Raw genomic sequence first — 13,489 nt, 5'->3', positions numbered from 1 at the left:
GCAACCAATCTCAAAAATCGCGGCCAGCGCTAGTGCTTGGTGTGGATGCTCCGGACGCTCAGAACGCAAAGCGGCACGATCTTCAGTTTACTCGGTCTTACTACGAGACTATCCCTGTAGAACACCGAAAGCACTTCGCCTGCCGAATCGTTGAGGAACTAGAACCTATCGTACAAGCGCATACGATTGAGGGACTTGTCATGGGGGAAGCTTAACATGACCTGAGTTCAGGTTAAAACACATTGTTAGCACATAAAGATTAGAATTTCATACTTCACTACCAGATAGTTTCTATAAAGCCTTCAGATGCCGACTTCGCACCCGTTCAGCACTACCAGTAGGAATCGCAGCAATTAATTTTTGCGTGTATTCCTCTTTGGGTTCTTGGTAGATACTTTCGGCTGTGCCTTCTTCAACAATTTGACCGCGATTCATAACTAAAATGCGATCGCTCATAAATTTCACCACACTTAAATCGTGAGAAATAAAGATATAAGTAAGCTGAAAATCTGACTGTAATTCTTTGAGGAGATTTAATACCTGCGCCTGTACTGAAACATCCAGTGCTGAAACTGACTCATCGCAGATGATAAACTTAGGATTTAATGCCAAAGAACGGGCTATACAAATCCGTTGGCGTTGACCGCCAGAAAACTGATGAGGATAGCGGTTAATCGCATCTGCACTCAATCCCACCCGTTCTAAGAGTTCGGCTACGCGTTGGCGTCGTTGTTGCTTTGTCTTACCCACGGCGTGAATTAACAATGGTTCCATCACCGCATCCCCAACCTTCATCCGTGGGTCGAGGGAACTAAAAGGATTTTGGAAGACTATTTGCATTTCCCGCCGCAGTTTTTGCAACGGTTCACCTTTGAGACTAGTAATATCTTGTTTCTCAAAAATAATCTGACCACTCATCGGTTCAATTAATCGCAGCAAAGTTCTGCCAAGGGTAGTTTTACCGCAACCAGATTCTCCCACCAAACCTAGTGTTTCTCCTGATTTGACATCAAAGGAAACGCCATTAACTGCCATATTGTAACGTTTTGTCCCACCAAACACCCCACGCACTGGAAAACCAACTTTCAGGTTGCGGATTTGCAGCAGGGGTTCCTTTTTATTGAAGTTTGCCAATCTTGCAGCAATCTCTTCAGTAGTGACTTCTGTGGGTTGTGCGGGTTCTTTCGCCTGAATTACTAATTGTCCCGTTGCTGTCTCTTCTGCACTCATGTAGTCAGAAACGGTGAGTAATTTTTGGGGACGGCGGTTGAGTGTGGGGCGACAAGCTATCAAACCTTTAGTATATGGATGCTTGGGACTGCTGAAAATTTGCCGAGAAGTACCAGATTCGACAACTTTACCTTTATACATCACCGCTACTTCGTCAGCAATTTCTGAAATTAGCCCTAAGTCGTGGGTGATGAAAATCATTGCCATGTCACGGCTTTGCTGCAATTCTTGCAACAAGTCCAAAATTGTAGCTTGCACCGTCACATCTAAAGCTGTAGTTGGTTCATCGGCAATTAAGATTAATGGGTTGCAAGAAATTGCCATTGCAATCATTACCCGTTGCAACTGACCCCCAGAAAGTTCATGAGGGTAGCGTTCCAGCATGGCTTCTTTGTGTTGTTTAACCAACTGTGCCAACTTTGATGGTTCTGGTTTCGATGAAGTTTCGATATACTGCTGCTGAATCTCCTCATCGCTAGGTAGAAGTTTAACCTCTTGCAGACCTGCGATCGCAATTTGTCGTGCTTGAGCTGCTGACACACTTTGATGCCGCATAATTGCTTCTGTTAGCTGAAACCCGATGTTATAAACCGGATTTAGCGAACTCATCGGTTCTTGAAAAATCATGGCGATGTCGCCACCCCGGTGTAGCTGCATTTGCTCAGGAGGCAATTTTACCAAATCGATGGCATTGGCATTCTCCTGGGGACGAAACCAGATTTCACCGCCAGTAACTATACCGGGACTTTGCAACAAACCCATTACAGCTAGAGCTGTCACTGATTTACCACTCCCCGATTCTCCTACTATTCCTAGAGTCTCACCTCTATGCAGCCCAAAGGAAATACCATCCAAAGCTCTGACAGTATTGCCATCACCGGGAAATTCAACTTGGAGATTGCGAACCTCTAGGACATTTTCTCTCATAGGAGTTGGGTCGAAATATTAACTTAAAATTATTTGGATTTTACACTTCCTGGCAGTTTTTCACATACTTCCACAATATACACGCATTTACGATGTAGAACTACTTGTGATTTCTGCAAATTGCGATCGGCTCAAACACTACGCAGGAAGTCCCAACGCTTTTAAAATCAGCGGCAATAGTTTACTGCACGCCTCAATAATATTCGCAGTGCTTGGCAAACTCTTCAATGTTGCATCAAATATTTTTCTAGCGGTTCGCACCAATCCTTTCTTTTTCTCTGGCTCAGGTGTTTGTTCTGCTTCTGCCAAAACTTTTACCTGCTCTAGTAAATCTGCTTTATCTTCGGGAGCTAAATCGGTATCTTTATCAACTGCTTGTTGAAGTTGGATTAGTAGTTCCTTAATTCCAGGTTGAGTGGGGTCTGGAGAACTAGGTAACTGATTGAGAACGTTAGACACACTACCGCTAATTTCACCCAAATTAATGGTTGAACCTGTAATGTCGCCTGTAAACCTTGCCCCTGTGGAGGCATCTACACTACCACCTGCATTAATATTTTGATTTTCCATAGTCTCTCCAACTTGATTTTTAAAGTAAATTTGATGACCTTGTCCTTGAAAGATCACACTTTCAACGGAATTACCTGTGCGTTCAACAAATTTTTGCCAGAATTGCGAGTGCATCTCCATAAAAAATTGGAACTGACTATTTATCCTAGCAATCTCACTATCCTTAGCGTCCAAAGCTAACTTATAAGGAGCTTCAAACAGTTTACGCAAGTCTTCGTAAGTTTCATTTACACGCTCCACCACTTGTTGACGAGAAACCCCTTCCCGATGACCAACTTTGACAATCCAAAGATCGCCGCGTTGCTCTAAACCCTGCAACTCTAACCCTAGACTCTCATCCTCCAAGCGGAATTTCTCAAACACAAAACTGAGGGATATGGGGTCAATCTCCTGCTCAAACACCAGTTCATAGGAAGTTTCTATCTTGCGAACCATCGCCTCAAACTCTCCAGGCAAAAAGTTCCGCCCTACAGGATAACGTTGGGTACGCTCACCATCTTCAAAGTCACGGTAGATATATTCACAAATTACCCCCTGAAAACAAGTTTGGCGATTAAAGCTCCAATCTTTCAGACAGCAACCAGTTAAATTTGCTAGGGAAAAGTCTACATCAGTAACCAGCGTCCGCACAAACCTAGCATAATAGAGGTTAGCCCCCCGGAGGTCTACCCCGTCCAAAGTTGCCTCTGTGAAGTCGAAATATTGCAAGACCGCTTTTTGTAGATAGGCTCCCCGCAGGTTGGTACGAAAAAAGTTCTGGGTTATGGGTTCTCCTTTGAGTAAGGCTTGCACTTTGGGCTGATGTAAATCTAAGTAGGAATCATCTACTGTTGCGGCATCCCAACCAGTTGTACCAGTAAAACGAGTCCTGTAGAGTTTCTTGGCCCGTAGGTCAATGTTTACTAGGGATATTGCGGAAAAGTTGAGGTGGCTCAAATCTAGCTCACGGAAAGAAGTACCTCCCAAGTTAGCGATCGCCTTTCCCAGACTAAGAATTGCATCGGGTTGTCCCTGCAAACGACGGTTGTCTTGGAAAAATTGCAGTATTACTAAGGCGATCGCTACAGCCAAAACACTACTACCTAACCATCCCACTAACTCAAATACGGGACTGGGAAAAGTTTTAGCTTGCCGTATTTCCTTCAAATACTCATTGTCTAGATTACCGCTTGCAGCCTGCACTACTCCTACTGCACCACATAACAGCATGAAGCTAGTCAGCAAAAATCCGTGCAACCAGCGAAATTGTCTTTGAAAGCCCATAGTCAGCAGTGAACTCGCCAAGCTCAAACCGACTACACTTAACAGAGAAGCCGCTGTCAATAGAGTGCCAATTAAAGGGCTACCAATGATAAACAGATTCAACTTTGACGTTGATACCAATCCTACCAGCCTCAACACCACCGCTAAAATCGGCAAACCCAGCCAGCACCCAACGAATATCACTAAAATACTCTGCAACCATTGGGTACGCACCCAGTAAACAAATGCAGCTAGGATAATTGCCACAATGGCGATCGTTAGATAGCGCCACCCCTGATAATCGAATACTAGATAGAGTGCTAATGTAGCTCCTGCGAACGCTGCTACCACTGCACATAAAAAGCTCAGTAGTAAGCTTAAAAAAAATGTCCCCATTCGACTAGTCGCAGAAAGTCCTAGCAAACATTGGCTGAAGTCCAGTTGACTTAGCATCTCTTGAGAAACCCGCTTTCCTCGGAGATTAATCAAGCGAGGCAGGCTAGTTGGTGGTAATGCCTGATTCATTCAAGTTAAGATAATAGCGACTTTTGATTACGTAATAACACTGACTATATACAATTAGCTTAAACTACCATTGGAAATTTATTATGGCAAAGATTTTATTGAACAATTTATTGGGTGGAGTCGGCAAGCTTCTTCGCATACTAGAAAGTATCGATTCTAAAAAAGGCGAGCCTCAAGAAAAAAATATAGAGTCAACCCGCGTGTCAGGGATTCAACTGGCAGATTTGATCAATCAGCGATTACGCCGACGGTTTGAGAAAGCTAACCCTCATGTCTTAAATGAGAATGATTTGTTACCTTTCAGTTTCTTGGAGAAAGGGCGAGACGCAGGTAAAAGTGTCTGCTGTCTAGTCCGCCGAATTAGCAAACCCGAAGACTTAGACAAACTGATCGAAGCAGCTAACAGTGAACCAATACTGCGAGCAACGGTACTGAAATGGTACAAAATCGACCCGATCACGGAGCCAGGCAAATTTAAGACTAACGCTACAACGGTAGATTTGCCTTACGCCTCTGGGTTTCTTGTTGGCGGTGACTACTTGATAACCAATCGCCATGTTGTAGATGATAAAAATTTGCTTCCTGAATTTCGTGCCGTGTTTAACTACGAAGCCAAATTCCGCCGCCAGGAAGGCGACCCAGAGCTATTAGCTGGATTAGACAAGTATGAGTTTGATCCTACATTTTTGGTCACATCGCTCAACACAGACCTGGATTACGTGTTGCTGAAGCTGAAGCCACTGGATGGTAAGTTTAAGGGAGTTAATCTAGCAAAAAATTTAGCCGGAGAAATCGCGCCAGAAGTGAGTACACAAACTCTGGCTGACTCCGCCTTGAAAGATAATCTAGAACCGGAATTTGTAGATATTATCCAGACCAAAAACTTTATTTCCGCCGACCCAATCCACATGATTCAGCATCCTGGGGGACGACCCAAGGAAATTGTGGTGTTTAATAATCGCCTGGTAAATTTCTATGAGAATTTTCTTGAGTATGACACTGATGCCGAGCCTGGCTCCTCTGGTAGTCCGTTATTTAATACAGATTGGCAGGTAGTTGGTATTCATCAAGCAGCACTCTTAGATGAAAAAAGTGATGAGGTGAAGGTCAAAGCCTATCTGGGCATTCGGCTCGATAGAATTTTAGCAGACCTGAAGGCACAAAGCTCTGGTGATTCAGAGTTACGAGATTTTTTGGATAAGTACGTTGATCGCACTACCCCACCCACACAGCTTCAAGTATTTATCCTAGCCGGAAGACCAAGACGTTCACTTTTAGGAGAACAGAACGCAAAGCTAGAAAAAAAGGCAATGGAGCATCTGCAAAAGTCAATTATTGAGGAAATGAAACGTAGCGATCCAGGGGTTCGCGTTGTCCCCATAACCGTAGCTCAGACTAATGAATCCGACGAAAGGGCAGCCATCAAGCAGACGATACAGGATATTAACACGCTACGCAATTCTGGCCAGCAAGGTGAACTAGCAATTGAACTGCTGATCAATAGTTCAGATACTCGTAACTCCAGACCTCCTAGTATTAAACTCTACTACAGTGCTGCCAATGACCGCGCTAAAAAATTAGCAGAATCCTTGCAAACTGTTCTTCAAAAAGACAATCCATCGTTCGACATCAGTACCCTTCCTGATTCTTATACGTCTACTCGTGGTTTGAGGTTTTGCCGAGATGTGAATTTACCAGCAGTTGTAATTTTTGTAGGTGATTTAGCTAATGCGAGCAATCGCGCTTACATTGAAAAGATACAACAAGATCCTGCTACTAGGTCAGTGCTTGCTACCAGTCTTACCAAAGGTATCCTTAATGCCTTAAAAGTGCTGGAAAACTGATAGCATTAGTTCCTCTATGTTTAGAACGGAATATCATCTGGATCTGGTTCTTCCGCTTTCACTGCTGGATAAGTGGTTCGCTCATAATTTGTGGGTTGGGGTACAGGTTCGTAACTTGTCGCTTGGGGAGCAACGCCAACAGGATTTGTAGCCGGGGTAGGCGCTGGACGTGGTGAATCGTAACTGGGAACGTCTTTCGGTGCAGGACGAGATGCTGCTGGTTGTCGTGGAGCGGTTTCAGTAAATGATGGAGTTACGGTTGCTGAGGGTAATGGATCAGTATTAAAACTACCTCCAACAGGTTGAATTTGTTGCACCGTCAATTCAGCGCGTTTTTCTTTAAAACCTTCCATCGGAACAGTATTCATGCCTAAACGCCCTACCAGGATGACGCGATCGCCTTGGTGGTAGTTTTGCTGAATTTCTGTCGCTAAATTTCCCCAGCCGACAACCTTCAGCGTGGCTGGCGGCTCTTCTGGTTTCTGAGAATTGGGAAACTGCACCAGCATTTCCGTGACTCCCAGATTATCGGCTGTATAGCGGAGTTGCGGCTCGTTGATAATTTCCGCCATCAAAACGCAGCTGTTCATTAAAATTACTCCTGACTACAAAAAGTACTGATCAAAAAGAGAAGGTTTTTCTATGTAGTGCCAATTAATATCTAGATATGTTTAATTGTTTGCATTCTTTAATAATGCCTGAGTTTTTAGTTATTTCTAGCATAAAAGCCAAGCGATCGCTTTGAACAGCATAGATAGAGTATGCTGCTTTCCACCTTCGCCTGACTAAATGAGCATTGAATTCTGTCTGGAGTAGTATAATTGTACCATTCATCCATTCAATATAAAAAGTTTTTGCCAAAAATTAAGTCTTGACGTGAACTGGAAAAACACCCAAGGCAATCAACCTGGCTGGAAGGTCACGCAAGATGGGTAAGCGCAAAAATCCAGGTGGTACAAAGGTGCGATTTGAGATAAGAACGGGGGCAAATACCCGCTTTTGGATAAAAGTTTGAAACGCCTGAATAATGCGTGTGGGCAACTCGCGTTGACGCTGCACTTTTGCTAGATCGCTAAGTTGTACTTGTCCGTTTTTGAGCGGTTTGCTGAGTACATTTGCCGCGACGACAGCATCTTGAATCGCGTAGTTAATGCCAACTCCACCAACGGGGGACATTATATGGGCAGCATCACCAATGAGTAGCAGTCCGGGACGATACCAGCCTTTGACGCGGCTGGACTCCACTGAAAGAAAAGCTATTTGTGACCAATCGTGTAAATTTTGGATGCGTTGCTGGAATTCTGGCACTACTTCGACAACAGATTTTTTTAATTCCTCCAAACCCGCAGCCCGCAGTTGTTGATAGCCTCCTTTAGAAATAACATAGGCAACTTGCCACTCATCACCACGGTCAAGCATGGCAATGATTTTACCTTTACCAAAGCGCCCCATTCCCCCCTCTGGGTCTTCTGGCTGACGGGGTAGGCGGAACCAGAGGACATCCATTGGTGGCGAGGTTTCGATGGACTCAAACTCACCCAGGTGGCGCAAACGTGAGTGGCGACCATCTGCACCAACTGTCACTATTGCCTGGATTTCATGCCAACCACCGCCTCCCCGATACCGGACACCTTGAATTACTCCATTTTCCGTAATTAATTCCTGTACATTCGCACCCATCACCAGATGGAAATTAGGATATTTTTGTGCTTCTTGGGTAATGAACTCCAGGAATTTCACCTGCGGAAGCATCGTAATGTAGGGGTAATGGGTTTTCAGATGACTAAAATCTGCCAATGTGACAGTATCTTGAGGAGTTTTAAACCTAATTTGGCGCATTTTGGTATGGGGGAGTTTTAGCAAGCGATCGCTAAGTCCCAATTCTTCCATAATTTCCATCACCGACGGATGAATCGTATCGCCGCGAAAGTCGCGGTCAAAGTCTTTGTGTGCTTCCAGCAGCATCACCGAAATGCCTTGACGCGCTAACAATAGCGCCAAAACTGCTCCTGCCGGTCCCCCACCCACAATGCAACAATCTGTGGTTTGTCCGTCTACAATGTCATGGACAGGGTTAATGCTTGGTTCTTGGGAAAGATTTTTAGGTACATCGGTAGTCATAACAACACCTCCTGATAGCCCTAAAATTCAGCATAGTTTGCTTTTGATGTTGCAAGCTGTTTTTTTTACTTTTCGTATTTACATACAACGTGTATTATGATTGGCGCTAAACTGTCATTGGTCATTAGTCCAATGCCCAATGCCCAATGACAATAATTAATAATTGTGTCCCAAGTTGTTTTAGAAAACGTTTATAAAAGTTTTTCCCCGCGTAAAGGGGAAAGTGTGACTTCAGAAAACCAATCTTCCCTCACGTCTGGGGAAAAAACTGATGCAGCGCAAGAACGTGCGGGAAGTGTTAACGTCTTGCGCCGAATTAACCTGACGATCGCAGATGGCGAGTTTATGGTGCTGGTAGGCCCTTCTGGTTGTGGTAAAAGCACCCTGCTGCGCTTAATCGCTGGTTTAGAAGTGATGACTGGCGGTAATATCTGGATAGGCGATCGCTTGATCAATGACCTACCACCCAAAGAACGCGACATCGCAATGGTGTTTCAAAATTACGCCCTCTATCCCCACATGACGGTGTATGACAATATCGCCTTTGGGCTGCGCCGCAGACAATCGGGGAATAGGGAAAATCAGCATTCCCCACTCCCCACTCCCCACTCCCCACTCCCCAATTGGACAGAAAATCTCTTCGTGGGTGCGACCAGAAAGTTACCTAAAGGACTGCGCTACATTTCTGACAAAGAACGGGCAGTGGATCAACAGGTGCGTAGTGTTGCTCAACTGTTGCAAATCGAAACATTGCTGAATCGCTTACCAAAACAGCTATCTGGGGGACAAAGACAACGAGTTGCATTGGGACGAGCGATCGCGCGTGATCCTCAAGTATTCTTAATGGATGAACCGCTTTCTAACTTAGATGCCAAACTGCGGGCGGAAACCCGCGCTCAAATTGTCAAATTGCAGCGCCAACTGGGGACAACGACAATTTACGTTACCCACGATCAAACAGAAGCGATGACAATGGGCGATCGCATTGCGATTATGTCTGAGGGTAAAATTCAGCAAGTTGCTTCTCCCTTAGAACTTTACAACCGCCCAGCGAATCTTTTTGTAGCAGAGTTCATTGGTTCACCACCGATGAATTTTATTCCTGTTAAATTTCATGCCCTACAGTTGATTACTCATTCTCAGTTTCGTTTCACCCTTCCAGAAGTTTGGGGAAAAGCTTTACAAAAATATGATGGGAAAACTCTAATTTTAGGCATTCGCCCAGAACACTTGAACTTGAGTATGCCTGCTACCAAAAATATACCAGTGCAGGTAGATTTGGTAGAGAATCTCGGCAACGATTCCTTTCTCGCAGTTAAGATTGCCGAACCGGGATCTCAGCCTGCTACTACCAATTACTTACAAGTGCGAATACCACCAGATCGATTTGTACAACCTGGTGAGCAACTATGGTTATCGCTAACTCCAGAGAAAATTCACTTTTTTGACCCGGAAACTGAGCTAGCAATATTTCCCTAAAGCGGGAGCAGGGGGAGTAGGGGAAGCAGGGGAGGAAAAATCTAATCATCGCTTCCGCAAAGGGTCAAACGGAATCAGAATTGAGAGGGATTGTTTGAGATTGCGATCTCAAGGCAGAGCATCACATATTCTATAATAAATTTAATTTATCCTTTTAAGAAATAAGACTATTTGCTTTTATTGCGTAAGTCGCTTTATGCTGAAATTAGCAAAAATTTGTACTTTAAACAAAAATAAACTTGGCTTGCGATTAATACAAGCCTTTGGCTCAGTAGTTAACTTTGCAAATCTCTAGTACAGCAAGGTGTAAATAAACATACCATTTCAAATGTCGCAAGAAGCTAGCTCGGAATACAATTATAAACCTATCCCACTAATAATATTTGTGCTATAAAGCTTAAGCTTATTGAAAACTGAAAACGAAAAATTAAGGTTTTCAAGTACATTTTACGAAAAGAAGTAGGGATTTTTAGAATAGTGAAATAGGTTCATTTTGACTTCCGCCTTGCGGTACTATCGCTATCAAATTTAGGTATATTGCCAGCATTCAAAGAGCAAACTAATGCTAACTAAATTCCCCAAAGAGACTTTAAGCAAATAAAGGAGAATAATGATTAAATGCTAGATCAGGAGATTGATTATCCTACTAGACCCAAGACAAGTGCAATGATAATGAAACTTTTCCAAATCACTCTAGTGGTTTTAGTACTTTTGATAAACTTAGCAATTGCTTTCCCCTCTTGGGCAGAAAAAGCGCCTTCTTTAACTAGTAATGCTGACTACTTTCAAGTAGGGCAAAAAGTCATTTGGCTTTATAAACCTCGTGCAGATTCTAGCGATGTCCAAAGAATTCCTGCCGAAGTAGTCAAGTTAAGTTCCAAGCAAGTGCAAATCAAGGTGTATAAACATAATCACGAATTTGTCAATCGTTGGGTGAATCCAAACAAGCTTGAGAATTCGCAAAAATTTAAAGAGTCAATACTATAAAATTGAGTGATTATTTTTATTTTTTGTAAATCAAAAAAACTGAACCAATCGGCCCAAAGTTTTCTACATAATTTTTCTGGTTATAATACAATCCTGGAGACATACCGCCATCAAATAATATCGCTTCTTGAATCTTACCTAAACAGTTATTGCTAGCAATACCTTCTAACACATTATCAAACATATCTGGCAGTAACTCTTGATTAACTTGAGATAATTCAATATCTGAATTAGCTTTCAAGTCATTAACTAATAAGATTACATAGCCTTGATTGGTAATAGCTGCCATAGAGCGATTTTTAGCATTTTTACAAGCAAAATCTCCTAAATCTTGACAAATATCTTTAAATTTACCCTGACGATAGAATCTGCCATTACCACCTACTAAATTGTAATTGAGAATATCACTTTTTCTTCTACCAGCTTGGATAGTAGCCTGTCGCTGATTAGGTGTACCTCCTGATATCCCAAAGGAAGAACGCTTATTTTTAAATGCTCCTGAATACTCAACACCACGAGAAACATTTAAGCCTTGTGGTTTATCATCAGTATCTATATAGTCGGCATTAATTGCGGCAATGGGTAACTGTCCGTTTAATTTGGCATTCTCATCGCCGATGAGTTCACGAAACTGTTTTGGTACATATTCTTTACGCAGTCTCCCCCTAGCATCTTTGGCGTAGAGTTTATGAGATAGACCAACATTAACTTTGAAATCTAGTTTTGCTGATTTGGGATTAAAAATAATCACATTGTTGATACCTCTTTGATTTCTTTTACCTTGATTATTAGTTTTAAAGAAATCAATGCTGAACTTAGCATCTTTGCCAGGGCAAGTTTTAGATGCTTTTGGGACTGAATTTGCTTCAATCTCTTGACAACCTGATAATAAGGTTGCACCAATTATCAAGATAAATAACAAAAATAATTTTTTCGTAGACATACTAATGCAAAAAAAACCGCTACAGAATTACTATAGCGGGGAATAATTTAAAATTTCAGTCTGGAGTTTATCTTAGAACCAAAACTTAAGAGAACCATTCTAAAACAGCTTCTTCTTTGGTGTTGGTATTTCTAGATGGTGTCTCACGATTAAATTTCATCTGAATTGACCGATTTTGCTCACCATCAGCAGCTACAGCCAAAATCGGATAGTCAATTAAACCATCCTGGAAGGACATCTGGAAGCGGAATGTTCCATCTGGATTTAGCTGAATTGGACGACCACCAATGGTTACGGTAGCATCTGGTTCGGTTGCACCGTAGACTATCAATTCAGCATCGGCAATTAACCAGAACTGGCGCGGACGCACTGGTACTGCGGAAGCTGAGAAGCCAACACCTGACATTCCTGCACCGGAAGCAGTTAAGCCTGAAACGGTAGGAACTGCCCACATACCCACACCAGATGGGAAAATATAGGAGCTAATAGCTTGTTCAGGACGCGCTGAACTTGGTACTTGGTGCTGGGAACCGAAGATAGAACCAGCAACCCGTAGTGATTCGGCAGATTCGGCTAAACCAAAGATTTGGTCGTAGATGGGGTTGCCGTTAGCGTTACCATTACCATTGACAACAGCAGGATTACCATTGGCGGTAGTTGCAATCTTCTTGGCAGGTGGAACTAGTTCGTACTGAGTCTTACCACGCAAATCTTCTTCAAAGTTAACAGTGATGAAGACATCTTCTATCCAGTCAGAAGGATAAACGGGAGGAATGTGTACTTTAGCAGAACGAGCAAGTACTAACCAGCGTCCATCAGCAGCACGATAGCCGATATCGATTACATAATCGCGATCGCTAACTGGAACTGGTAGATACCATTCTCTAGCTAGTTCATCAGCAGGATATTCTTGAATGCTGTGGGGGCTTTGGAATTCGATATTGATGTCGGTAACATCATAAATCCGTAGTGCAAGTTGTTGTCCCCCTTGCCTACGCAGTTCCTGTTTATGTTCATTGGGAATATCCCAGTAAGTGTAAGCCCACTGAGGATCGCGTGGTAAGAGGACAATCCGGCTGTCACCATAGCCAGAGGGCAAATCTGCGAGTCCTTCATCAACATCAGCCAAAGATCCACCAGTGCGATCTTCCTGACCTAATTCAAACTTTGCAGCTTCCACGGTTTCCTGTGCCTCCAATGAACGAGATGGACTAAGTAAATTTTTACTGCGCTGGACTTCTTGAATTGATGCCAGTAATTGTGATTTACGCATTCGGCTATACCGAGAGATGCTATATTCGCTAGCAACTTTGCGTAGTTGCCGTAAGGTCATCTCCTCTAGTGGCGGGCGTTCTTTTGCCATTATTTTGGACTCCAGTAGTTTAAGCGGTAAATGATTTCCCCTGGTTAAAGAATGCTATATAAAATGTCATCCACTCCAGATGAATTTCTTATCCTGACTCCTGGTTTTGCCCAGTGTTTAAGTTTTTAATCTGTTTTTAAATTGGGGTAACATCCAATCAATTCCTTAGTTATGCCATTAGCATTTCTTTGGGATCGAGGAAGTTCTATCTGTTAAGTCAATATTAACCACTAAGCATATCTAGGGATCAAGGGGTAA

9 protein-coding genes are annotated in these 13,489 nt (G+C 43.0%); 3 read left to right on the top strand and 6 right to left on the bottom strand.

The genetic code is table 11. The features are described 5' to 3' along the window. Positions 1 to 291: 291 nt before the first annotated feature. Positions 292 to 2,157, bottom strand: coding sequence for an ABC transporter ATP-binding protein (locus VE944_RS05850; protein WP_324973626.1), 1,866 nt, complete (start codon positions 2,155 to 2,157; stop codon positions 292 to 294). A gap of 138 nt (positions 2,158 to 2,295) precedes the next feature. Beyond that, a complete protein-coding gene (locus tag VE944_RS05845) occupies positions 2,296 to 4,494 on the bottom strand; it encodes a pentapeptide repeat-containing protein (RefSeq protein ID WP_324973623.1) in 2,199 nt (732 codons plus the stop codon). 83 nt (positions 4,495 to 4,577) lie between these two features. Here VE944_RS05845 and VE944_RS05840 point away from each other — a divergent pair, with 83 nt between their 5' ends. Further along, positions 4,578 to 6,338, top strand: a complete 1,761-nt coding sequence (locus VE944_RS05840; protein WP_324973620.1) for a trypsin-like peptidase domain-containing protein — start codon at positions 4,578 to 4,580, stop codon at positions 6,336 to 6,338. 20 nt (positions 6,339 to 6,358) lie between these two features. Here VE944_RS05840 and VE944_RS05835 read toward each other — a convergent pair whose 3' ends face one another. Both VE944_RS05835 and VE944_RS05830 read right to left on the bottom strand, forming a co-directional pair. After that, positions 6,359 to 6,928 carry a single-stranded DNA-binding protein gene (locus tag VE944_RS05835; RefSeq protein ID WP_324973618.1) on the bottom strand — a complete coding sequence of 190 codons (570 nt, stop codon included), beginning with the start codon at positions 6,926 to 6,928 and terminating at the stop codon, positions 6,359 to 6,361. Positions 6,929 to 7,202: 274 nt separating this feature from the next. After that, a complete protein-coding gene (locus tag VE944_RS05830) occupies positions 7,203 to 8,459 on the bottom strand; it encodes an FAD-dependent oxidoreductase (protein WP_324973615.1) in 1,257 nt (418 codons plus the stop codon). Positions 8,460 to 8,624: 165 nt separating this feature from the next. Here VE944_RS05830 and VE944_RS05825 point away from each other — a divergent pair, with 165 nt between their 5' ends. Together VE944_RS05825 and VE944_RS05820 are read left to right on the top strand one after the other, a co-directional pair. Beyond that, positions 8,625 to 9,938, top strand: a complete 1,314-nt coding sequence (locus VE944_RS05825; RefSeq protein ID WP_324973612.1) for an ABC transporter ATP-binding protein — start codon at positions 8,625 to 8,627, stop codon at positions 9,936 to 9,938. 672 nt (positions 9,939 to 10,610) lie between these two features. Further along, positions 10,611 to 10,925 (top strand): hypothetical protein, encoded by a 315-nt coding sequence (locus VE944_RS05820; RefSeq protein ID WP_324973609.1) that lies wholly within the window; start codon positions 10,611 to 10,613, stop codon positions 10,923 to 10,925. Positions 10,926 to 10,941: 16 nt separating this feature from the next. Here the strand turns inward: VE944_RS05820 and VE944_RS05815 are convergent, their stop codons facing one another. Both VE944_RS05815 and VE944_RS05810 read right to left on the bottom strand, forming a co-directional pair. Further along, positions 10,942 to 11,868 carry a phosphodiester glycosidase family protein gene (locus tag VE944_RS05815; protein ID WP_324973606.1) on the bottom strand — a complete coding sequence of 309 codons (927 nt, stop codon included), beginning with the start codon at positions 11,866 to 11,868 and terminating at the stop codon, positions 10,942 to 10,944. A gap of 85 nt (positions 11,869 to 11,953) precedes the next feature. After that, the gene (locus tag VE944_RS05810; protein WP_324973603.1) at positions 11,954 to 13,231 is read right to left on the bottom strand and encodes a DUF4912 domain-containing protein; all 1,278 of its coding nucleotides are present in this window, start codon (positions 13,229 to 13,231) and stop codon (positions 11,954 to 11,956) included. Positions 13,232 to 13,489: the final 258 nt, after the last annotated feature.

Source organism: Nostoc sp., assembly GCF_035638895.1.
Taxonomy (GTDB): Bacteria; Cyanobacteriota; Cyanobacteriia; order Cyanobacteriales; family Nostocaceae; genus Nostoc.
Note: the sequence above shows the minus strand (reverse complement) of the source record. Positions and strands in the feature narration are given on the sequence as shown.

Coding starts and splice junctions, on each gene's coding strand:
- VE944_RS05850 (WP_324973626.1), bottom strand. CDS start 2,157: ATGAGAGAAAATGTCCTAGAGGTTCGCAATCTCCAAGTTGAATTTCCC.
- VE944_RS05845 (WP_324973623.1), bottom strand. CDS start 4,494: ATGAATCAGGCATTACCACCAACTAGCCTGCCTCGCTTGATTAATCTC.
- VE944_RS05840 (WP_324973620.1), top strand. CDS start 4,578: ATGGCAAAGATTTTATTGAACAATTTATTGGGTGGAGTCGGCAAGCTT.
- VE944_RS05835 (WP_324973618.1), bottom strand. CDS start 6,928: ATGAACAGCTGCGTTTTGATGGCGGAAATTATCAACGAGCCGCAACTC.
- VE944_RS05830 (WP_324973615.1), bottom strand. CDS start 8,459: ATGACTACCGATGTACCTAAAAATCTTTCCCAAGAACCAAGCATTAAC.
- VE944_RS05820 (WP_324973609.1), top strand. CDS start 10,611: ATGAAACTTTTCCAAATCACTCTAGTGGTTTTAGTACTTTTGATAAAC.
- VE944_RS05815 (WP_324973606.1), bottom strand. CDS start 11,868: ATGTCTACGAAAAAATTATTTTTGTTATTTATCTTGATAATTGGTGCA.
- VE944_RS05810 (WP_324973603.1), bottom strand. CDS start 13,231: ATGGCAAAAGAACGCCCGCCACTAGAGGAGATGACCTTACGGCAACTA.